Origin of the sequence: Aeromicrobium sp. A1-2 (assembly GCF_003443875.1) — a bacterium.
In the GTDB taxonomy this organism is placed as follows: Bacteria; Actinomycetota; Actinomycetes; order Propionibacteriales; family Nocardioidaceae; genus Aeromicrobium.
Genome location: NZ_CP027482.1, coordinates 1400836 through 1420801 on the forward strand (window position 1 = coordinate 1400836; position 19966 = coordinate 1420801).

Here is a 19966-nt window from a genome sequence, read left to right on the forward strand (position 1 = left end):
GAGACCTGTGACAATTCGTGATCACACGGGCAGGAGCCGTGTGATGAACCGGGTCAGCTGGTCGACGTTGCAGCACTCGTGCATCTCGACGACCTCGGCGTACGTCGGTGCGACCGAGTCGCCGAGTCCCCACCGCATCTCGTGCTCGGGATTGAGCCAGAACGTGCGACGTGCGCGTTGGCTGATGTCGTGGAGCGCGCCGAGGTTGGGGTCCTGGTTGTTGTTGCGCGCATCGCCGAGGATCAGGACCGCGGTCCGTGGTCCGATCGCACGCATGAAGTCGGCGTGGAAGTCAGCGAAGGCCTCGCCGTAGTCGCTGCTGGTGTGCCACTTCGTGATGTGCGCCTCCCGCGCGATGCGCCCCGCGAGGTCGTCGCCGCCCTCCTTGACCATCGCGGTCACCTCGTCCATGGCATTGACGAATGCGAACACCCGGACCTTGCTGAACTGACCGCTGAGGGCCTGCACGAGGTGCATCGTGAAGTTGGAGAACCCAGAGACCGATCCGGACACATCGCACAGCAGGACCAGCTCAGGACGGGAGGGGTGAGGCCTCGCATGCACGGGGTGCATCGGGACCCCGCCGGTCGACATCGACCTGCGCAGGGTGCGACGGATGTCGATCCGGCCGCGGGTGGCCTTGCGCCGCCGGGCGGACAGTCGGGTCGCGAGCTTGCGCGCGAGCGGACGCACGGTCCGGCCGAGCTCCTCGAGCTGCTGCTTGTTGGCGCTGAGGAAGTCGATCCGGTCGGTCCCGGTGCGCACGGCGTGCCGGGTGACGGTGTCCCGACCTCTCAGCTCGGCGGTGCGACGGCGGGCCTCGCTGGCGACCAACGCGCGGAACCTCTCGATATTCTGTCGGATCTCGTCCCGCTCGAGCCGTTGGGTGAACTCACCGCCCGCCTGGCCCCCGCCCTGCCCCTGACCCTGGCCCTGACCGCCGCCACCTTGTCCACGCTGCTCCAGCGCCTGGACCAGCAACGTCTGGGGCCGCAGACGCTCGAGCGTCTGGTAGGCCGACCAGCCTCCGGTTGGTGTGCCCTGCGTGCCGACAGCGCCGAGCAGGTCGACCGCGATCTCGGCGACCTGCTCGAGGGCACGCAGATCGTTCTCGGCCAGGGCCATCGCCAGCAGGTCTCGCAGATCGTCGAGATCGAGCACCTCATCGAGGTCACGAGCGGCCTGGGGGACACCGACTCCAGCGGGGAAGTACAGGTCGAACGTCATGTCGAAGACGTCACGCTGGCCGCCGCGACGCACGAGCGCCGATGCGAGACCCTCGCGGAGCTGGTCGCGGTCACTCATCCCGAGCACCTCGACGACCGATGCGGCATCGACCGTCTCGCTGGTGCCGGCCGGGATGCCCTTGCTGCGCAGGGCCGTGACGAACTCGACGAGACGTCCTGCCACGTCCTGCGAGTCCGCCGGACCAGCAGCGTCGGCTGTGCGGGCCGGTGGAGGGGTCATGGAGCGGCCAGGACCTCGTCGAGATCGAGCCGGTTGCGTGCCTTCTCCAGATCGTCCTGGTGCTTCAGGATCACACCGAGGCTCTCCTTGACCACCTCGTCGTCGAGGATGTCGGCGCCGAGAGCGACGAGCGTGCGCGCCCAGTCGATCGTCTCCGAGACCGACGGCGCCTTGCGCAGCGGCATGGCCCGCAAGGCGTTGATGACCCGGACCAGCGAGTCACCGAGGGTCTGGTCGAGAGCCGGCACCTTGAGCCGCACGATCTCCTGCTCGAGCTCGGCGTCCGGAAAGTCGATGTGCAGGAACAGGCAGCGGCGGCGAAGTGCCTCGGACAGCTCGCGGGTCGCGTTGGAGGTCAGCACGACGAACGGCCGGGTCTTTGCGGTGATGGTGCCGAGCTCGGGCACCGTGATCTGGAAGTCGCCGAGCACCTCGAGCAGCAGGCCCTCGATCTCGACGTCGGCCTTGTCGGTCTCGTCGATGAGCAGGACCGTCGGCCCGTCGTTGCGGATCGCGGTCAGGAGCGGACGGGCCAGCAGGAATTCCTCGCTGAAGATGTCGTTGCGTGCCTCGTCCCAGGTCTCGTCCTTGCCGGCCGTGATCCGGAGAAGCTGTTTGGCGTGGTTCCACTCGTAGATTGCCCGCGCCTCGTCGACCCCCTCGTAGCACTGCAGCCGAACCAGCTCTGCCCCGCAGGACTCGGCGACGGCGGTCGACAGCGCGGTCTTGCCGACCCCGGCAGGCCCCTCCACGAGCAGTGGTTTGCCGAGCTCGCTGGCCAGGAAGACGGTGGTCGCGACGGCGTCGGATGCGAGGTAGCCCGCGGAGGCGAGCTTGACCTTGACGTCGGCGATCGAGGTGAACGGCATGGTGGGCATGCCTACGATGATGCCGTGACCCTGATCGAGATCGTGCGCGAGGTGCCCCTGACAGCCCAGGAGTCGTGGGACCGGCTCACCGACTGGGAACGACACGGCGAGTTCGTGCCGCTCACCCGGATCAGCCGGACCGACCTCGGATTCGTGGCGAGAACTGGGCTCGGCAGGATCGGTTTTGACGACCCGATGGACGTCGTGGAGTCCCGCGAGCCGTCGTTCTGCCGGTTGGTCAAGCGCGGCCGGGTCGTGACGGGCTGGGCGGAGCTGAGTGTCGAGGCAACCGACGACGGCAGTCGGGTGACGTGGCGCGAGGACATCCACGTGCGCGGCACGCCACGGATGCTCGACGGGCTCACCCGCGCCTCGAGCACCAAGCTCTTCTCCCGGGTCATCGACGGACTGCTGGCCTGATCCGGCTGGTAGGTCGGTCCTTGGGCTTGTGCGCAGCGGTGCCACACGTACGATCGGCGCATGGGGTACTCGCCGGAAGCTGAAGCACTCGACATCTGCCGTGATCTGATCCGGATCGACACGTCGAACTACGGTGATGACTCGGGCCCGGGGGAGCGCAAGGCCGCGGAGTACGTCGCCAGCTCGCTCGCCGAGGTCGGCATCGAGTCACAGATCTTCGAATCGGTGACCGGTCGGGCGAGCGTCGTGGCGCGGTGGGGCAACCAGGACTCGCCGAAGCCAGGGCTGCTGATCCACGGCCATCTCGACGTCGTGCCGGCACAGGCATCGGACTGGCGGGTCGACCCGTTCGCGGCCGAGGTTGTCGACGGCTACCTGTTCGGCCGCGGCGCAGTCGACATGAAGGATTTCGACGCCATGCTGCTGTCGGTCGTCCGGGCCCGCCAGCGTGCGGGAGTCATCCCGGACCGGCCGATCACGCTGGTCTTCACCGCCGACGAGGAGGCAGGTGGCCGGCTTGGTGCGCACTGGCTCGTGGAGCATCATCCCGATCTGTTCGAAGGGTGCACCGAGGCGATCGGCGAGGTCGGCGGATTTTCCACCGAGGTCGGCGGCAAGAGGCTGTATCTCATCGAGTCCGGCGAAAAGGGCATCGCGTGGATGCGACTGCGGGCCCACGGCACGGCCGGTCATGGCTCGATGCGCAACGACGACAACGCCGTGACCCACCTGGCTCGCGCTCTGGCTGCGCTCGGGGAGCACACGTGGCCGCCCGAGCCCGGGCCGTCGATGCAGCTCCTGCTCTCGAAGGTGCGCGAGCTCTCCGGCACGGACGGATCGCCCGATGAGCTGCTCGAGCAGTTCGGCCCTGCAGTCCGGATGATCGGCGCGGGCATCCGCAACACGACCAACGCGACGATGCTGGAGGCGGGCTACAAGCACAATGTCGTGCCCGGTGAGGCCATCGCATACGTCGACGGCCGCTACCTGCCCGGCCATGCCGACACGTTCCTGCCGACGGTCCAGGAGGTCGTCGGCGATCACGTCACGGTCGAGCCGTACATCTCCGACGCCGCCCTGGAGTACGGCTTCGAGGGCGATCTGGTCGACCACATGACGGTTGCGCTGCACAGTCAGGACCCCGAGGCTCACATTGCGCCGTTCCTGATGTCCGGCGGCACCGACGCCAAGGCCTGGCACAAGCTCGGCATCACGTCCTACGGGTTCACCCCGTTGCGGTTGCCGGCCGACCTGGACTTCACGGCGTTGTTCCACGGCGTCGACGAGCGCGTGCCGGTGGAAGCGTTGGAGTTCGGCTCCCGGGTGTTCGACGAGTTCCTGAACCTGGTGTAGCCGCTACAGGGTGCTGCGCATCCGGATGATCTTTCGGCGCAGGACGACAGTGCGCTGCCCCGTCCCATCCCTGCGCAGTCGGTCGAGCTCCCAGCCCTGGTACTCCGCCGCATCGGTTAACATGCGGCACACGGCCGTCCGCGACTTGGTGCGGTCGATCGTGAGCTTCCAGAACTCGTACTCGATCATCGATTCGCCTCTCATCGAGCGCCGCCTGAGACATCGTCGAGCGCCTGGACTATCTCGGCCGGCAGGTCGAGATCTTCCGAAGCGAGGTTCTCCTGGAGCTGGGAGGTCGTGCGGGCACCGACGATTGCGGCGGAGACCTGCGGCCGGCCGAGCAGCCACGCCAGAGCCACATGCGCGATCGTGACGCCGAGACCCTCCGAAGCGCGGGCCAATGCCTCCACCACGGCGGCCTTGCCCGGTGTGAGGTGGGGCGACACGAAGTCCGTCCACGCGGGATCAGCGGCGCGCGAGTCGACCGGGACGCCGCTGCGGTACTTGCCGGTCAGCACGCCCCGACCCAATGGGGACCAGGCGAGGACGCCGAGGCCCAGATGCTGTGCTGCGGGGATCTGCTGGTCCTCGGGCTCGCGCTGGACCAGTGAGTACTCGACCTGGGTGCTGATCAGGGGGAGGGCATCGGCGCGGCCGCGCAACCAGGTCTGCGCGAGCGCGGACTGCCAGGCAGTGAAGTTCGAGATGCCGACGTAGCGGGTCCGGCCGGTGCGTACCGCGTGCTCGAGGGCACCGAGGGTCTCCTCGATCGGCGTGTGCGGATCCCACGTGTGTACCTGCCACACGTCGAGATGATCCGTGCCGAAGTGACGCAGCGACTGGTCGAGCTGGTCCAGCAGGGTCCCGCGCGAGCCGTCACGGATGACACCGTCAGCGCGACGGACGAATCCGGCCTTGCCGGCCAGCACGATGTGTTCACGCACTCCGGCCTTGGCGATCAACGTTCCGAGGAGCTCTTCGCAGGCGCCCTCACCGTAGATCGGGGCGGTGTCGACCATCGTGCCGCCTGCGTCGAGGAAAGTTGCAAGCTGCTCCTCAGCCTCGTAGGCGTCGACCGTCGATCCCCACGTCATCGTGCCGAGCGCGAGTCGAGAGACCTCCAGCCCCGAGTGACCGACACGGCGATACTGCATGGCGCAAGGCTAGTCGGACGACCGAAGACCGGCGGGTAGGCTCGCACAGTGGATTTTCTTCGTGCCGTGATCCTTGGCGTCGTGCAGGGCCTGACCGAGTTCCTCCCGATCTCCAGCAGCGCCCATCTGGCGATCTTCCCCAAGTTCTTCGGTTGGGAGGATCCGGGGGCCGCCTACACCGCGGTCATCCAGATCGGCACTGAGCTGGCAGTACTTCTGTACTTCTGGAAGGACATCTGGACGATCGGGTCTGGGTGGGTGCGCGGCGTGTTCTCCCGCGCGGCCCGCTCGGAGCCGGAGTGGCGGATGGGCTGGTTCGTCATCATCGGCTCGCTGCCGATCGTCGCATTCGGCCTCCTGCTGCAGGACGCCATCGACCGCGAGTTCCGCAACCTGTGGGTCATCGGCACGACCCTAATCGTGCTGGGAGTGGTGCTCGGGATCGCCGAGCGGGTGGGCCGCAAGACCAGCCCCATTGCCGATCTGACCATGAAGCACGCGATCTTGCTCGGTCTGGCGCAGGCTGGTGCGCTCGTGCCGGGTGTCTCGCGTTCCGGCGCAACCATCAGCATGGGCCTTTTCCTCGGCTACGAGCGTGCCGCGGCCACCCGCTACGCATTCCTGCTCGCGATCCCCGCCGTCGTCGGCGCGGGCCTCTACAAGCTCAAGGACATCGGTGGCGACAACGCGTACGGCACCGGCCCGACCATCGTCGGCACGGTAGTGTCGTTTGTCGTCGGCCTCGCTGTCATCCACTGGCTGCTCAAGTACGTCAGCACGCACTCCTACACGCCGTTCGTGATCTACCGGGTAGGCCTCGGGGCGATCGTCCTGGTGCTGGTCGGCGCGGGTGTCATCACCGCTGGCACAACCGTCGGCTGACCACTCCTACAGCCAGCCGGAACGTTTGAACCGGTAGTAGATGTACAGGCACAGCCCGCCGATCACGGTGAGGCAGGCCGGATAGCCGTACGTCCAGGTCAGCTCGGGCATGTGCGCGAAGTTCATGCCGTAGATGCCGGCGATCGCGGTCGGGACGGCGAATATCGTCGCTCCTGCTGTCAACTTGCGCATGTCCTCGTTCTGCTGGACGCTCAGCTGGGCCAGGTGCGCCTGCAGTGCGTTGTCCAGCAGATGGTCGATCGAGTCGATGGCCTCGGCGGCGCGGGTCAGGTGGTCGCCGATGTCGCGGAAGTATGGCCGGGAGTCCTCCGGCATCGAGCCGTGTGCGAATCGCATGATGGGCTCCTTGAGCGGCAGCACGGCCCGCCGGAACTCCAGGGTCTCGCGTTTGAGCCGATAGATCCGGGACGAGTCGTTGGATCGCTCGGTCGAGAACACCGACGTCTCGACCTCCTGCACATCGACCTCGAGCTCGGCGGCGACGTTCTCGTAGTGGTCCACGATGCTGTCGACCACGGCGTACAGCGCGGCAGTGGGCCCGTGCGACAACGGCTCGATCATCGCCTCGGCCGCCCGGCGGGCCTCCTTGAGCGATGGTCCACCGTGCCGGACGGTCAGCAGGAAGTTGCTCCCGAGGAAGATGTTGACCTCGTGCGTCGTGATGTCGTCATCGCTGTAGGAGACCGTGCGGATCGACATGAACAGGTGGTCCTGGTACTGCTCGACCTTGGGGCGCTGATGGGCTTCAAGGGCGTCCTCGACTGCCAGCGGATGCAGGGACAGCGACTCGGCGACCCGGTGCAGCTCGTCCTTCGTGGGGTTGCCGATGCCGACCCAGACGAAGTCGTCCTCGCCCAGACCGGCGAGCGCCGCGTCGAGCGAGTCGGTGTCGTGGGCCGTGTCCTCCCGGACACCGTCGCGGTAGACCGCACAGTCGATGATCACGACGTCATTCTGCCCCTGACAACGCAGACGACGCCGCAGACTGGCCGCAACCGACCTCCCGATACGCTCGGCTCATGCGTAGCTGGTCGAGTCCTGATGTCCCGTCCCTCGCGGAGCTCGGGCTCGGTGTGGGTCCTGTCGTGCGTGTCCACGACACCGCAACCCGCGACCTGCGGCCCAGCGACCCGGCCGAGACCGCACGCCTCTACGTCTGTGGCATCACGCCGTACGACGCCACCCACATGGGGCACGCCGCGACGTACCTCGCTTTCGACCTGCTGCAGCGGGCGTGGCGTGACCACGGGCTGGACGTCGACTACACCCAGAACGTCACGGATGTCGATGACCCACTGCTCGAGCGGGCTCTGGCTACCGGCGTCGACTGGATGGACCTGGCCGCGCGTGAGATTGAGCTGTTCCGCGAAGACATGACGGCGCTGCGCATCATCCCGCCAGCCAACTACGTCGGTGCGGTCGAAACCATCGATCTCGTGGTCGGCCTGATCGACCGGCTTGACCAGGCCGGCTCGGTCTATCGGGTCGACGAAGACCTGTACTTCGACGTCCACGCCGATGCGGGTTTCGGGGCGGTCTCCGGCCTCACTGAGGAGCAGATGCTGCGGATCTTCCCGGAGCGCGGAGGAGACCCGGATCGGCCCGGAAAGAAGCATCCGCTGGACTGTCTGCTGTGGCAGGCCGAACGACCGGGCGAGCCTTCGTGGGAGACCCGCCTCGGCAAGGGACGCCCGGGCTGGCACGTCGAGTGCGCTGCCATCGCGCTTGAGCACCTCGGCACGGACTTCGACGTGCAGGGTGGCGGTTCCGACTTGGTCTTCCCGCACCACGAGATGTCCGCCTCAGAGGCAACCGTCGCGACGCACGAACCTTTCGCCCAGTCATATGTCCACGCCGGCATGGTGGGCTTCGAGGGCGAAAAGATGTCCAAGTCCAAGGGCAACCTGGTGCTCGTCTCCAAGCTCCGCGCTGCTGGCCACGATCCCATGGCGATCCGGCTGGCGCTGCTCGCACACCACTACCGCAGCGACTGGGAGTGGTTCGGTGAGGAAATCACAGCGGCCGAGAAGCGGCTTGCTGTCTGGCGAGCCGCGGTGAGCCGGACGGTCGCGCCGTCCGGGCCTGACCTCGTCACGGTGATCCGGACTGCCATGACCAACGATCTCGACGCACCGTCGGCTCTGGACGCGATCGACGCGTGGGCCGCAGATGACTCGGCTGCCGATCCGCAGGCCGGCCGCACCGTGCGCACGGCGATCGACACGCTGCTCGGCGTCAAGCTCTAGTCGTCCTGCATCCCGGCGAGGAGCGCGGGCCACTCCTCGAGCGTGACGCTGATCGGTGTCTGAAGCACTCGGACACCGCACTCTGCAACCTCTGAGCGGGCCGGTGAACCAGCGTGGCGGGAGGTCCTAGAAGCCCGGTCCAGGTCGGTTGGCGGGCCGCGGCTGGGTGCGCTGATGGCCGAGCTCCCCACCGATTCGTCCTCCGTAGGGCCGCCCGTGGTCCGCGTACTCGTCTCTGACATAGGACAGGCGCCAGTGACCCAGCTGGATCCTGGCACCTGTGCGCAGGAGCTGTCGCGGTAGTTGTTGGCCCGCGACTGTGCTCCGGATGTGTGGGCTCCTTGCCACCAGCACGTACTCGTCGTCGTCGGTCCGGATGATCTCGGCCTGCAGCGCGTCGGTCCCGTCGAGACGCAGGTCGACGTCGTCGCCGCTGCCGATCGTGGTTCCGCTGGCCGACAGGGGGTAGACCCCCAGGACCTGGGGCATGTCGGGATCTGAGGCGTCGGCGATGTACAGACGAGGATTGCCGCCACCGGCAGGGTCGTGCGTCGTCGTCACGATGCGGGGAAGGCCGCGAACAGTCGGCAGGGGCGGCCACGGAGTGCCGGGCGGCAGACCTGCTGATGTCAGCTCGACCCCGGCGTGAGTCGGTCGGCGTGCCCACCCGGCGACGAGTGCCTGGCTCCAACGTCCCAGCCGCATATATCGCGAGCGTGTCACCAGCCGGTGCAGTGAGCTCGGCCTGACATCGCCGAGGACGACAATCACACCGGTGGGTCCCGAGATCTCGACCGCGAGTCCCAAGCCCGCGAGCGCCGCCGCCAGCCGTCGGACCTCCGCCCGCGATGGCTGACCGACGACCGCGAGGATGTCGTCGCTGCTGATCGCGATCTTGTTGCCGCGCGCGGTCACCGTTCCTTGCAGGTGCCCGCCCTGCCTAGCGCCGTCGGGCGGGACGAGGACGTCAAAGGTCAGGTCGGCGGTGAGGTGCACCACCGCGGCCACCGCTACTCCCGGTGCTGGTCGGAGCCGGCCAGCTCGTCGTCGCTGGTCGTGATGCGCAGCGTGCCGTCGAGCTTCCAGATCGCACGGGGCGCGTCGGCTCCGGTGTCTCGAGGAACCTCGACAGCCATGTCGATGAATTCGTAGCTGACCGCAGCGCCCTTGCCGGTGAGGTAGTCCCAGACCTCACGGCCGAGGTCCGACCAGTCGGTCACCGGCTGGATCGTGGGGCGCATCGCCGCGTCGTCAGGTGTCGTCATGTCGGACCTCCAGGGTCTGCGGTGGCAGTTCCACCTCTGTCTTGAGAATGACACGCGCGCTCCCAACCGCAACCTCAATCGCACCGGGCGGAGGAGGTTCGTCGCGGGTCTACTCAGACTCGTCGGTGCGCCGGCGCAGATAGCGCTCGAACTCGCGGGCGATCGCGTCCCCGGAAGCTTCGGGCAGGTCGCTGGTGTCGCGCTCTTTCTCCAACGCTTCGACGTACTCGGCGATCTCCTCGTCACGCGAGGTCAGGTCTTCGGCACCGCGTTGCCACGCATCGGTCATCTCGACCAGCACGCCTTGGGGGAGCGGCAGACCCATGGCGTCCTCGATCGCGCCCAGGAGGGCCAGCGTGGCCTTGGGACACGGGGGTTCGGCGATGTAGTGCGGGACCGCGGCCCACAGGGATGCCGCTGCAATGCCCTCGTGTGATGCCATCTCGTTGAGGATCGAGGTGATTCCGACTGGTCCGGAGTACGTCGAGGGCAGCAGCGACATCCGCCGCATCAGGACCGGGTCCGTGGTCGATCCGCTGACCGGCACGGGTCGGGTGTGTGGGGAGTCGGCGAGCAGAGCACCGAGGGTGATGAGCTCGGTCACCCCGGCGAGCTTGGCAACTCCCAGGACTGTGGAGCAGAACGCCTTCCAGTGGAAGTTCGGCTCGGGGGCCCGCAGGAGGAGGACGTCGCGATCGCTACGGCGCGGGCGCGCATGGAAGATCTTCGGCGCCGGCCAGGTGATGACCCGATCGCCGTCCTCGTGGTTGTGGACCTGGGGTCGGTGCATCTGGAAGTCGTAGTAGTCCTCGGGGTCGAGCTCGATCAGGAGCTCGGCGTCCCACTCGTCGATCAGGTGGTCGACCGTGCCCGAAGCCGCGTCCGCCGCATCGTTCCAGCCCTCGAACGCGGCAACCATCCAGGGGTCGCGCAGCTGCGGAACGTCAGAGCCAGAAGTCACCCGATCACCCTAACCGCCACCTCCCCCGGGGGAGGGCGAAGCCCGGCCAGGGGCTCGGGTCGAGCGCCAGCAACCAGCGGAAGTGAGCGGCGACGGAGGAGCCGCACCCGGGCTACTCGTTCTCGGTCCGGTACCCGAGGTTCGGTGACAGCCACCTCTCGGCCTCGTCGACCGACCAGCCCTTCCGCTCGGCATAGTCCTCGACCTGGTCGCGGCCGACTCGGCCCAGCACGAAGTACTGCGACTGCGGGTGTGAGAAGTACAGGCCGCTGACCGAAGCGCCGGGCCACATCGCCATGCTCTCGGTCAGCTGGATGCCGGTGTTGGCCTCGACGTCCAGCAGCTCCCAGATCGTGCTCTTCTCGGTGTGCTCGGGGCAGGCCGGATAGCCCGGGGCCGGACGGATGCCGTCGTACTTCTCCTTGATGAGGTCTTCACTGCTGAACGTCTCGTTGGGGGAGTGCGCCCAGAACTCCTTGCGTACCCGCTCGTGCATGCGCTCGGCGAAGGCCTCGGCGAGTCGGTCCGCGAGGGACTCCAGCAGGATCGCGCTGTAGTCGTCGAGCTCCTTCTTGAACTGCAGGATGCGGTCGGTGATGCCGGTGCCTGCCGTGACGGCGAAGGCACCGACGTAGTCGTGCAGTCCGGTCTCCTTGGGCGCCACGAAGTCCGCGAGCGACTTGCGGGCCGTGCCCTCGCGTCCCTCCCCCTGCTGGCGGAGCTGGTGCAGGACAGTCTTGACCTCGCTGCGTGTCTCGTCGGTGTAGACCTCGATGTCGTCGCCGCCGACCTGGCTGGCCGGGAACAGGCCGAATACACCGTTGGCCTGGATCCACTTCTCGTCGATCAGGCGATCCAGCATGACCTGTGCATCTTCGTAGAGCTTGCGCGCTGTCTCGCCGTACGTCGGGCTGTTCAGGATGTCAGGGAAACGTCCCTTCATCTCCCACGAGCTGAAGAATGGCTGCCAGTCGATGTAGCCGCGGAGCTCCTCGAGCGAGTAGTCCTTGAAGGTCTTGACGAACTGCGTGGCGGCGCCGTGCCGGTGGTCGCAACTGGGCCCCGAGCAGAGGTCCCTCGCCTGCTGCAGCAGCATCCGCGGCCGTGGCGGCTGGTAGTCGGACCACTCGATCGGGGTGCGCTGCGCACGTGCGGCGGCGATCGTCAACAGCGTACGAGTGTCCTGGCGGGCCGCGTGACGCTCTCGCAGCGCGGCGTAGTCCTCCAGGGTGTCGGCAAGCAGCTTGGGTCGCTGCTCGTCCGACAGCAACGCGGCGACGACCGGGACGGACCTCGATGCATCCTTCACCCAGATGACGGGACCGTGATACTTCTGGGCGACCTTGACCGCGGTGTGCGCGCGGGAGGTCGTCGCCCCGCCGATCATCAGCGGGATCTCGAAGCCCTGACGTTCCATCTCGACGGCGAAGTTGACCATCTCGTCGAGGGACGGCGTGATCAGGCCCGACAGGCCGATGACGTCCGCACCCTCTGCCTTGGCGGCGTCGAGGATCTTCTGCGCGGGAACCATGACGCCCAGATCGACGACGTCGTAGTTGTTGCACTGCAGCACGACGCCGACGATGTTCTTGCCGATGTCGTGGACGTCGCCCTTGACCGTCGCCATGACGACCTTGCCGTTGCTGCGCTCGGCGTCACCGGGCTGCTTCTCCGCCTCGATGAACGGCAGCAGGTAGGCGACGGCCTTCTTCATGACACGGGCCGACTTCACGACCTGAGGGAGGAACATCTTGCCGTCACCGAACAGGTCGCCCACGACGTTCATGCCGTCCATCAGCGGGCCCTCGATGACCTCGATGGGCCGTCCACCACGGTCGGAGATGATCTGCCGCAGCTCTTCGGTGTCGGACTCGGCGAACTCATCGATGCCCTTGACCAGCGCGTGTGTGATGCGTTCGGTCACGGGCAGCGAGCGCCACTCCTCGGTCGCGACCTCCTTGACCGAACCGTCGCCGGCGAAGTCTGCGGCGATCTCGAGCAACCGCTCGGTCGAGTCGGCGCGGCGGTTGAGGATGACGTCCTCAATCCGGTCCCGCAGGATCTCGGGGACCTGGTCGTAGACCTCCAGGGCTCCGGCGTTGACGATTCCCATGTCCATCCCGGCCGAGATCGCGTGGTAGAGGAAGACCGCGTGGATCGCCTCGCGTACGGGGTTGTTCCCTCGGAACGAGAACGACACGTTGGAAACACCACCGGAGACCAGCGCTCCGGGCAAGTTCTCCTTGATCCACCGGGTCGCCTCGATGTAGTCCAGGCCGTAGTTGGCGTGCTCCTCGATACCGGTCGCGACAGCGAAGCAGTTGGGGTCGAAGATGATGTCCTCGGCTGGGAAGCCGACCTGGTCGACCAGGATGTCGTACGCCCGGCGGCAGATCTCCTTGCGGCGCTGGAGGTTGTCGGCCTGGCCGTCCTCGTCGAAGGCCATCACGACGACCGCGGCACCGTACTTGCGGCACAGCCGGGCCTCGCGGACGAACTTCTCCTCGCCCTCCTTGAGGGAGATCGAGTTGACGATCGACTTGCCCTGGACGCACTTGAGCCCGGCCTCGATGACGTCCCACTTCGAGGAGTCGATCATGGTCGGCACCCGGCAGATGTCGGGCTCCGTCGCGACGAGCTTCATGAAGCGGTCCATCGCCTCGATGCCGTCGATCATGCCCTCGTCCATGTTGACGTCGATGACCTGGGCGCCGGCCTCGACCTGCTGACGTGCCACGGCCAGCGCGGTCGTGTAGTCGCCGGCCTTGATCAGGTTGCGGAAGCGAGCCGATCCGGTGATGTTGGTGCGCTCACCGACGTTGACGAACAGGGTGTCCTCGACGACCGTGACCGGCTCCAGCCCCGAAAGCCGCAGTGCTGGGGTGGTCTCCGGAAGCGTGCGGGGGACCAGACCCGCCACGTCGCGCGCGATCGACGCGATGTGCGCCGGCGTCGTGCCGCAGCACCCGCCGACGAGGTTGACGAAGCCGCTCTCGGCGAACTCCGCGACGATGGCCGAGGTCTCGTCCGGGGCCTCGTCGTACTCGCCGAAGGCATTCGGCAGGCCCGCGTTGGGATAGCAGGACACGAAGGTGTCGGCGACCCGCGAGATCTCGGCGATGTAGGGACGCATCTCCTTGGCACCCAGAGCGCAGTTGAGCCCGACGAGCAGCGGCTTCGCGTGGCGCACGGAGTGCCAGAAGGCTTCGGACACCTGACCGGACAGTGTGCGTCCGGAGGCGTCGGTGATCGTGCCGGAGATGATGACGGGCCAGCGTCGGTCGCGCTGCTCGAAGAGGGTCTCGAGCGCGAAGATCGCCGCCTTGGCGTTGAGCGTGTCGAAAATCGTCTCGATCATCAGGACGTCCGAGCCGCCGTCGACCAGGCCGTTGGCCTGCTCGAGGTAGGCCGTGACGAGCTGGTCGAAGGTCACGTTCCGGGCGCCCGGGTCGTTGACATCGGGTGAGATCGAAGCGGTTCGACTCGTGGGGCCAATCGCGCCGACGACGTAACGCGGCTTGTCAGGGGTGCGCTCGGTCATGGCGTCGCACTCGTGCCGCGCCAGGCGCGCCGACTCGAAGTTGAGCTCGTACGCCAGTTCCTCCATGCCGTAGTCGCTCAGCGACATCGTCGTCGCGTTGAAGGTGTTGGTCTCGATCATGTCGGCGCCGGCTTCGAGATACTCGCGGTGGATCGCGGCGATGATCTCAGGCTGCGTCAGCGACAGCAGGTCGTTGTTGCCCTGGACGTCCGACGGCCAGTCGGCAAACCGCTCGCCGCGATAGCCGGCCTCGTCGGGTCTGTCCCGCTGGATCGCAGTGCCCATCGCGCCGTCCAGGACCATGATGCGGCTCTGCAGCATCTCGGTCAGGGCGGACGTGGCGTCAGGACGAAGGTTCTGGGTGTCGGACACAAGCAATCCTCGGAAGTGCGATCGGCAGGAATGCTGGGGATCTCCAGCCGGCGGCGGGCTCGCCTGGGCCTCGGGAGTCCCGAACTCGGATATCAGTATCTCACGGACGGCAAGGTCGGTCGGGAGCCTCGCGCCATATGGACAACGCGTCGAAGTGGCCACAAGTCACGGCTCGACTACGGTTGACCGGTGACCGCATACGCCGCCGTCCTGTGGGACCTCGACGGCACCATCGTCGACACCGAGCCGCTCTGGATGGCCGCCGAGCACACATTGGCCGAGGAGCACGGCAAGATCTGGACCGAGGAGGACGGGCTCGCGCTGGTCGGCAACTCCTTGCTCACCTCGGGTCGGTACATCCGCGACAAGCTCGAGAGCTCGATGACTCCCGAGGAGATCGTCGCCTTTCTCGTGGGTCGGCTCACTGCTGCGCTCGGCGAGCACATCGACTGGCGGCCTGGTGCCCGCGAGATGATCGCGGCGTTCGAGGCAGAGGGAGTGCCCCAGTCGCTGGTCACGATGTCGTACACCTCGATCGCGGAGATCGTCGCGGCCTCGCTGCCGTTCAAGGCCGTCGTCACGGGCGACAGCGTCTCGCGACCCAAGCCGCACCCCGACCCGTACCTCCTGGCAGCCGAGCTGCTGGGTGTCGACGCCAGCCAGTGCCTCGCGATCGAGGACTCCGGCACGGGCGCAGCCTCGGCCAATGCCGCGGGGTGTGACGTGATCGTCGTGCCGCACTTCGTCAACGTGCCGGAGGCCGACCGGCGGGTGCAGATCCCGACCCTAGCCGGCCTGACGCCGGACGACCTGCGAGAGCTGTTCGCCTAGGGAGCCGTGGCGCGCAGCGAGCCGATGTCGACGATCTCCAGCAGCGGGAGCGCGGGGGGAGTCCCGCCGAACTCCGGGCACAGTTTCTGGTGCGCGCACCAGGCACAGAGACCGCTCTTGCGTGGCGGGAAGTCGCGCAGCTCGATCGCCCGTTCAATCGCCGACCACAAGGCCCCGATCTTGCGCTCGGTCGCCAGCAGCTCGTCCTCGTCCGGCTCGTAGGTCAGGAACGAGCCGTCGCCGAGATACATCAGCTGCAACAGCGTCGGCAGGACACCCCGGGTCCGCCAGATGACCAGCGCGTAGAACCGCATCTGGAACATCGCCTTGTCCTCGAACCGGGGGCTGGGGGAGCGGCCGGTCTTGTAGTCGACCACCCGGATGCGGCCGTCCGGGGCCACGTCGACGCGGTCGATGATGCCGGACAATGTCAGGCCCGACTCGAGCTCGTAGGACACCCGCTCCTCGCGGGCGGCCGGCTCGAGGTAGCGCGGGTCCTCCATGCCGAAGTAGGTGCCGAGCAGGTCGACACACGATGCGAGCCACGCGGTCTCCTCGACGGCCTGCCCGGCGCTGAACAGCTCAGCGAGCCGCGGCTCCTCGGCGCGGAGCGTCTCCCACTCGCCGGGCAACAGATCGACGGCGCGATCCAGCGTGCGCCCTGCGGATGCCTCGTCGAACAGGTCCTCGAGGACGGCATGCACGAGCGTGCCCCGCACCATGGCCGGATCGGGAGACTCGGGCAGCCGATCGATCGTGCGGAAGCGATATAGCAACGGACAGTTCTGGAAGTCGCCGGCTCGGCTGGGCGACAACGACCGGCGAATGATCTGCGGATCGGCGGTGTCGTCCATGCGGAGCACACTAGTTCGACCCACCGACGCATCAGGCGACGGTGCGCTACCCGATAGGTTGACTCGGTGAGTTCTCCCGCGCATCCCGGCACCTGGCGCATCGGCCGTGTCGTTGGTGTAGACCTCTTGATCAAGCCGTCACTGCTGCTGATGGGCGCCGCCCTGGTCCTGCTGTTCGCTCCTCGGTTCGATGGGCGGGTCGACTCCAATCCGTACGTCATTGCGACGGCCTTCGTCCTGGGCCTCTACGTTTCGGTGCTGATCCACGAGATCGCCCACGTGCTCGTGGCCCGTCGCTTCGGCATGCGGGTGCACTCGGTCACGCTGCACCTGCTCGGCGGCGAGACCCTGATCGAGGGGGAGAGCCGCACGCCGTGGCAGGAGCTCGCGGTCTCGATAGCCGGCCCACTGGCCTCGCTCGCGATCGGCGGCGCGAGCTTCGCGATCGAGCCTTCCCTGAGCGGCACGGCGTCCGACGTCGTCTACGCCGTGGCGCAGGTCAACATCCTTGTCGCGATTTTCAACATGCTCCCCGGCCTGCCGCTGGACGGCGGTCGGGTGTTCCGGGCCATCATCTGGCAGCTGACGGGTCGCGAGGAGCTCGGTATCCGGGTCGCTGCCTGGATTGGACGCCTCACTGCGATCGCGATCGTCGCTCTCGTCCTGCTCCGCGACAGCAGTGGTCGCGACTTCTCGATCGACCTGCTGATCGCGGCGCTGGTGGGCTGGTTCCTCTGGCAGGGGGCCGGTGACGCGCTCCGCAACGCCAGCCGTGCCGCCCGGGTCAAGCTCCTCGTCGCGAGGGCTCTCGCGGACACGTCCCAGATCCCACCGGCCGGCATCCCTCACCTGCCGGCAGACCTCAACGGTGCCGCACTCCTGCGCGCCATGGCGGCGATGCCTGCCGAAAGCTATGTCCTGACCGAACCCGACGGCAGCGTCTACGGCATACTCACCGCCCACGCTGTCGACGAGGCCTACAGATCGAGCCGACGATGACCTCTTTCATGCGCAGTGGACCCCTCCAACCCGGGGAGTGGGTGCGACTCACCGACCCCAAGGGCCGCAAGCACAACGTGCAGCTCGAGACCGGACGGGAGTTTTCCACCAAGAAGGGCCAGATCCGGCACGACGACATGATCGGCCAGCCTGAAGGCATCGTGATCGAGTCGTCCCTCGAGGCGCCCTACCAGGTGTTCCGGCCGCTGCTGTTCGAGTACGTCGTGTCGATGCCGCGCGGCGCCGCGATCATCTATCCCAAGGATGCTGCGCAGATCGTCGCGCAGGCCGACATCTATCCCGGCGCTCGCGTCGTCGAGGCGGGGGCGGGCTCGGGCAGCCTGACGTCCTATCTCCTGCGGGCGATCGGGCCGACCGGCACCCTGGGTTCGTACGAGCTGCGCGAGGAGTTCGCCGACAACGTCCGCAAGAACGTCCACCAGGTGGCAGGCACCGACCTGCCCGGCTGGACGTTGACCGTCGGTGACGTGCGTGACGTCGTGACCGAGACCGAGATCGACCGGCTGATCCTCGACATGGTCGACCCCTGGACGTGCATCCCCCTGGCCGCCGAGCGGCTCGTGCCCGGCGGGATCATCTGCGCGTACGTCGCCACCACGACGCAGCTGTCGCTGTTCGTCGAGACCGTGCGCGCCGACGGTGGCTTCACCGAGCCGCGAGCGTGGGAGACGCTGGAGCGCGACTGGCACCTCGAGGGTCTTTCGGTACGGCCGCAGCACAAGATGAACGGTCATACGGCCTTTCTCGTCACAGCCCGCCGGATGGCTCCCGGTCACCGGTCGATGGGCACGTCCCGTCGGCCCGCCCCGGGCGCGTACGGCCCTGACTACAAGGGACCGCGGCCGGCTGGCTCCGAGACCGAGTAGCGACCTTCCCGCAACGTCACCGGAATGACACTTGGCGGGTGTCTGAGTTGAGAGTCCCAGACGTGACACAGGCAGGTAGGGTCGTGCTACGAGTAGTGAGGTGGCTGATGACGGACAACGGCATGAGTAGTCAAAGCAGCGGCTCCGAGCAGGAGATCGCCTACTTGCGCGCGGAGGTCGAGCATCTTCGCCGCCGACTCGGCTCGGAAGGATCCACCGACTCGCGGCTGACCGAGCTCGAGGCCCGGTTGTCCGCCACGAGCTCGCAGAACGAACGGCTCACCTCGACGCTGCACGAGGCGCGCGACCAGATCGTGTCCCTCAAGGAAGAGGTTGACCGGTTGGCTCAGCCGCCGACCGGCTTCGGAACGTTCCTGCAGCGCAATGACGACGAGTCCGTCGACGTGTTCACCGGTGGCCGCAAGCTGCGCGTCAACGTCAGTCCTGCGGTCGACAAGCTGGCCCTGCGCAAGGGCCAGGAGGTCATCCTCAACGAGGCGATGAACGTCGTCACGGCGCTGGACTTCGAGCTCACCGGCGAGGTCGTCTCGCTCAAGGAGATCCTGGCCGACAACGAGCGGGCCCTGGTCATGGGCAATGCCGACGAGGAGCGCATCGTGCGGCTCGCCGAGTCGCTCGATGGCATCAAGCTGCGGCCTGGCGACTCGCTGCTGCTGGACTCGCGCTCGGGCTACGTCTACGAGCGCATCCCCAAGAGCGAGGTCGAAGACCTGGTCCTCGAGGAGGTCCCCGACATCGACTACGAGTCGATCGGCGGTCTCCGTGCCCAGATCGAGTCGATCCGCGACGCGGTCGAGCTGCCCTACCTGCACCCCGAGATCTTCATCGAGCACGAGCTCAAGCCGCCCAAGGGGGTGCTGCTCTACGGCCCGCCGGGTTGCGGCAAGACCATGATCGCCAAGGCTGTTGCGGCGTCGCTGGCCAAGAAGGTCTCCGAGCGCACCGGCGAGGAGGGGCGTTCGTTCTTCCTCAACATCAAGGGTCCCGAACTGCTCAACAAGTACGTCGGTGAGACCGAACGGCACATCCGACTGGTCTTCCAGCGGGCTCGCGAGAAGGCCAGCGAGGGCACCCCCGTCATTGTGTTCTTCGACGAGATGGACTCCCTGTTCCGCACCCGCGGATCGGGGGTCTCCTCCGATGTCGAGAACACCATCGTCCCGCAGCTGCTGAGCGAGATCGATGGCGTCGAGGGACTCGAGAACGTCCTCGTGATCGGCGCGTCCAACCGTGAGGACATGATCGACCCCGCGATCCTGCGGCCCGGCCGACTCGACGTCAAGATCAAGATCGAGCGTCCGGACGCGGAGTCGGCGACCGACATCTTCAGCAAGTACCTCACTGCCGGGCTGCCGCTGCACCCCGATGATCTGGGGGAGTGGAACGGCGACCGTCAGGCCTGCGTGACCGGCATGATTCAGCGCACCGTCGAGCGGATGTACACCGAGTCCGAGGACAACCAGTTCCTCGAGGTCACGTACGCCAATGGCGACAAGGAGGTCCTGTACTTCAAGGACTTCAACTCCGGCGCAATGATCCAGAACATCGTCGACCGAGCCAAGAAGATGGCGATCAAGGATCTCCTTGAGAGCGGCCAGCGCGGCCTGCGGATCCAGCACATGCTGCAGGCGTGCCTCGACGAGTTCAAGGAGAACGAGGACCTGCCCAACACGACCAACCCCGACGACTGGGCACGGATCTCGGGCAAGAAGGGTGAGCGCATCGTCTTCATCCGCACCCTCATCTCCGGCAAGAGCGGCAATGAGCCCGGCCGCTCGATCGACACGGTGGCCAACACCGGTCAGTACCTCTGACCCTGCAAC

The 19966-nt window shown here is 67.1% G+C and carries 18 protein-coding genes; 8 read left to right on the top strand and 10 right to left on the bottom strand.

Annotated features, from left to right (window positions below; translation table 11 throughout):
• Positions 1-21: 21 nt before the first annotated feature.
• Together C6I20_RS06820 and C6I20_RS06825 are read right to left on the bottom strand one after the other, a co-directional pair.
• The gene (locus C6I20_RS06820; RefSeq protein ID WP_118395271.1) at positions 22-1467 is read right to left on the bottom strand and encodes a VWA domain-containing protein; all 1446 of its coding nucleotides are present in this window, start codon (positions 1465-1467) and stop codon (positions 22-24) included.
• Entirely contained in the window at positions 1464-2345 is an 882-nt protein-coding gene (locus C6I20_RS06825) for a MoxR family ATPase (protein WP_216823009.1), read from the bottom strand. Before C6I20_RS06825 ends, C6I20_RS06820 begins: the two co-directional genes overlap by 4 nt.
• A 15-nt stretch (positions 2346-2360) precedes the next feature.
• Between C6I20_RS06825 and C6I20_RS06830 the strand changes: the two genes are divergently transcribed.
• Together C6I20_RS06830 and C6I20_RS06835 are read left to right on the top strand one after the other, a co-directional pair.
• Entirely contained in the window at positions 2361-2756 is a 396-nt protein-coding gene (locus C6I20_RS06830; protein ID WP_118395272.1) for an SRPBCC family protein, read from the top strand.
• 60 nt (positions 2757-2816) lie between these two features.
• Complete coding sequence (locus C6I20_RS06835) at positions 2817-4109, top strand: M20/M25/M40 family metallo-hydrolase (protein ID WP_118395273.1); 1293 nt, start codon at positions 2817-2819, stop codon at positions 4107-4109.
• Between the two features lie 3 nt (positions 4110-4112).
• On the opposite strand, the gene C6I20_RS06840 is transcribed toward C6I20_RS06835, so the two are convergent.
• Entirely contained in the window at positions 4113-4298 is a 186-nt protein-coding gene (locus tag C6I20_RS06840) for a DUF5703 family protein (protein ID WP_118395274.1), read from the bottom strand.
• 11 nt (positions 4299-4309) lie between these two features.
• Positions 4310-5263, bottom strand: a complete 954-nt coding sequence (locus C6I20_RS06845; protein ID WP_118395275.1) for an aldo/keto reductase — start codon at positions 5261-5263, stop codon at positions 4310-4312.
• A 48-nt stretch (positions 5264-5311) separates the two neighbouring features.
• Between C6I20_RS06845 and C6I20_RS06850 the strand changes: the two genes are divergently transcribed.
• Positions 5312-6145, top strand: coding sequence for an undecaprenyl-diphosphate phosphatase (locus C6I20_RS06850; protein ID WP_118395276.1), 834 nt, complete (start codon positions 5312-5314; stop codon positions 6143-6145).
• A 6-nt stretch (positions 6146-6151) separates the two neighbouring features.
• Here C6I20_RS06850 and corA read toward each other — a convergent pair whose 3' ends face one another.
• Positions 6152-7111 (bottom strand): magnesium/cobalt transporter CorA, encoded by a 960-nt coding sequence (corA, locus tag C6I20_RS06855; protein ID WP_118395277.1) that lies wholly within the window; start codon positions 7109-7111, stop codon positions 6152-6154.
• A 74-nt stretch (positions 7112-7185) separates the two neighbouring features.
• Between corA and mshC the strand changes: the two genes are divergently transcribed.
• Positions 7186-8412 (top strand): cysteine--1-D-myo-inosityl 2-amino-2-deoxy-alpha-D-glucopyranoside ligase, encoded by a 1227-nt coding sequence (gene mshC, locus C6I20_RS06860; RefSeq protein WP_118395278.1) that lies wholly within the window; start codon positions 7186-7188, stop codon positions 8410-8412.
• Positions 8413-8538: 126 nt separating this feature from the next.
• Here mshC and C6I20_RS06865 read toward each other — a convergent pair whose 3' ends face one another.
• The 4 genes from C6I20_RS06865 to metH all read right to left on the bottom strand — a co-directional run bounded on the left by C6I20_RS06865 (position 8539) and on the right by metH (position 14551).
• Entirely contained in the window at positions 8539-9420 is an 882-nt protein-coding gene (locus tag C6I20_RS06865) for an FHA domain-containing protein (protein ID WP_216823010.1), read from the bottom strand.
• Between the two features lie 2 nt (positions 9421-9422).
• Positions 9423-9677, bottom strand: coding sequence for a hypothetical protein (locus tag C6I20_RS06870; RefSeq protein ID WP_118395279.1), 255 nt, complete (start codon positions 9675-9677; stop codon positions 9423-9425).
• 109 nt (positions 9678-9786) lie between these two features.
• Positions 9787-10638 (bottom strand): PAC2 family protein, encoded by an 852-nt coding sequence (locus C6I20_RS06875; RefSeq protein ID WP_254052279.1) that lies wholly within the window; start codon positions 10636-10638, stop codon positions 9787-9789.
• A 112-nt stretch (positions 10639-10750) separates the two neighbouring features.
• The gene (gene metH / locus C6I20_RS06880) at positions 10751-14551 is read right to left on the bottom strand and encodes a methionine synthase (protein ID WP_162891173.1); all 3801 of its coding nucleotides are present in this window, start codon (positions 14549-14551) and stop codon (positions 10751-10753) included.
• Positions 14552-14740: 189 nt separating this feature from the next.
• Between metH and C6I20_RS06885 the strand changes: the two genes are divergently transcribed.
• On the top strand, positions 14741-15382 hold the full coding sequence (locus C6I20_RS06885) for an HAD family phosphatase (protein WP_118395281.1): 642 nt from the start codon (positions 14741-14743) through the stop codon (positions 15380-15382).
• Here C6I20_RS06885 and C6I20_RS06890 read toward each other — a convergent pair.
• The gene (locus C6I20_RS06890; RefSeq protein WP_118395282.1) at positions 15379-16236 is read right to left on the bottom strand and encodes a RecB family exonuclease; all 858 of its coding nucleotides are present in this window, start codon (positions 16234-16236) and stop codon (positions 15379-15381) included. The genes C6I20_RS06885 and C6I20_RS06890 overlap by 4 nt on opposite strands.
• Before the next feature lie 66 nt (positions 16237-16302).
• Here C6I20_RS06890 and C6I20_RS06895 point away from each other — a divergent pair, with 66 nt between their 5' ends.
• The 3 genes from C6I20_RS06895 (at position 16303) to arc (ending at position 19957) form a co-directional block, all read left to right on the top strand.
• Positions 16303-17235 carry a site-2 protease family protein gene (locus C6I20_RS06895; RefSeq protein WP_118395283.1) on the top strand — a complete coding sequence of 311 codons (933 nt, stop codon included), beginning with the start codon at positions 16303-16305 and terminating at the stop codon, positions 17233-17235.
• Positions 17236-17243: 8 nt separating this feature from the next.
• On the top strand, positions 17244-18122 hold the full coding sequence (locus C6I20_RS06900) for a tRNA (adenine-N1)-methyltransferase (protein ID WP_254052280.1): 879 nt from the start codon (positions 17244-17246) through the stop codon (positions 18120-18122).
• A 122-nt stretch (positions 18123-18244) separates the two neighbouring features.
• A complete protein-coding gene (gene arc / locus C6I20_RS06905) occupies positions 18245-19957 on the top strand; it encodes a proteasome ATPase (protein WP_216823011.1) in 1713 nt (570 codons plus the stop codon).
• Positions 19958-19966 lie beyond the last annotated feature (9 nt).

Excerpts from the sequence above, each read along its gene's own strand:
- C6I20_RS06820 (WP_118395271.1), bottom strand. The coding sequence starts at position 1,467 with ATGACCCCTCCACCGGCCCGCACAGCCGACGCTGCTGGTCCGGCGGAC.
- C6I20_RS06825 (WP_216823009.1), bottom strand. The coding sequence starts at position 2,345 with ATGCCCACCATGCCGTTCACCTCGATCGCCGACGTCAAGGTCAAGCTC.
- C6I20_RS06835 (WP_118395273.1), top strand. The coding sequence starts at position 2,817 with ATGGGGTACTCGCCGGAAGCTGAAGCACTCGACATCTGCCGTGATCTG.
- C6I20_RS06840 (WP_118395274.1), bottom strand. The coding sequence starts at position 4,298 with ATGATCGAGTACGAGTTCTGGAAGCTCACGATCGACCGCACCAAGTCG.
- C6I20_RS06845 (WP_118395275.1), bottom strand. The coding sequence starts at position 5,263 with ATGCAGTATCGCCGTGTCGGTCACTCGGGGCTGGAGGTCTCTCGACTC.
- mshC (WP_118395278.1), top strand. The coding sequence starts at position 7,186 with ATGCGTAGCTGGTCGAGTCCTGATGTCCCGTCCCTCGCGGAGCTCGGG.
- C6I20_RS06870 (WP_118395279.1), bottom strand. The coding sequence starts at position 9,677 with ATGACGACACCTGACGACGCGGCGATGCGCCCCACGATCCAGCCGGTG.
- C6I20_RS06890 (WP_118395282.1), bottom strand. The coding sequence starts at position 16,236 with ATGGACGACACCGCCGATCCGCAGATCATTCGCCGGTCGTTGTCGCCC.
- C6I20_RS06900 (WP_254052280.1), top strand. The coding sequence starts at position 17,244 with ATGCGCAGTGGACCCCTCCAACCCGGGGAGTGGGTGCGACTCACCGAC.
- arc (WP_216823011.1), top strand. The coding sequence starts at position 18,245 with ATGAGTAGTCAAAGCAGCGGCTCCGAGCAGGAGATCGCCTACTTGCGC.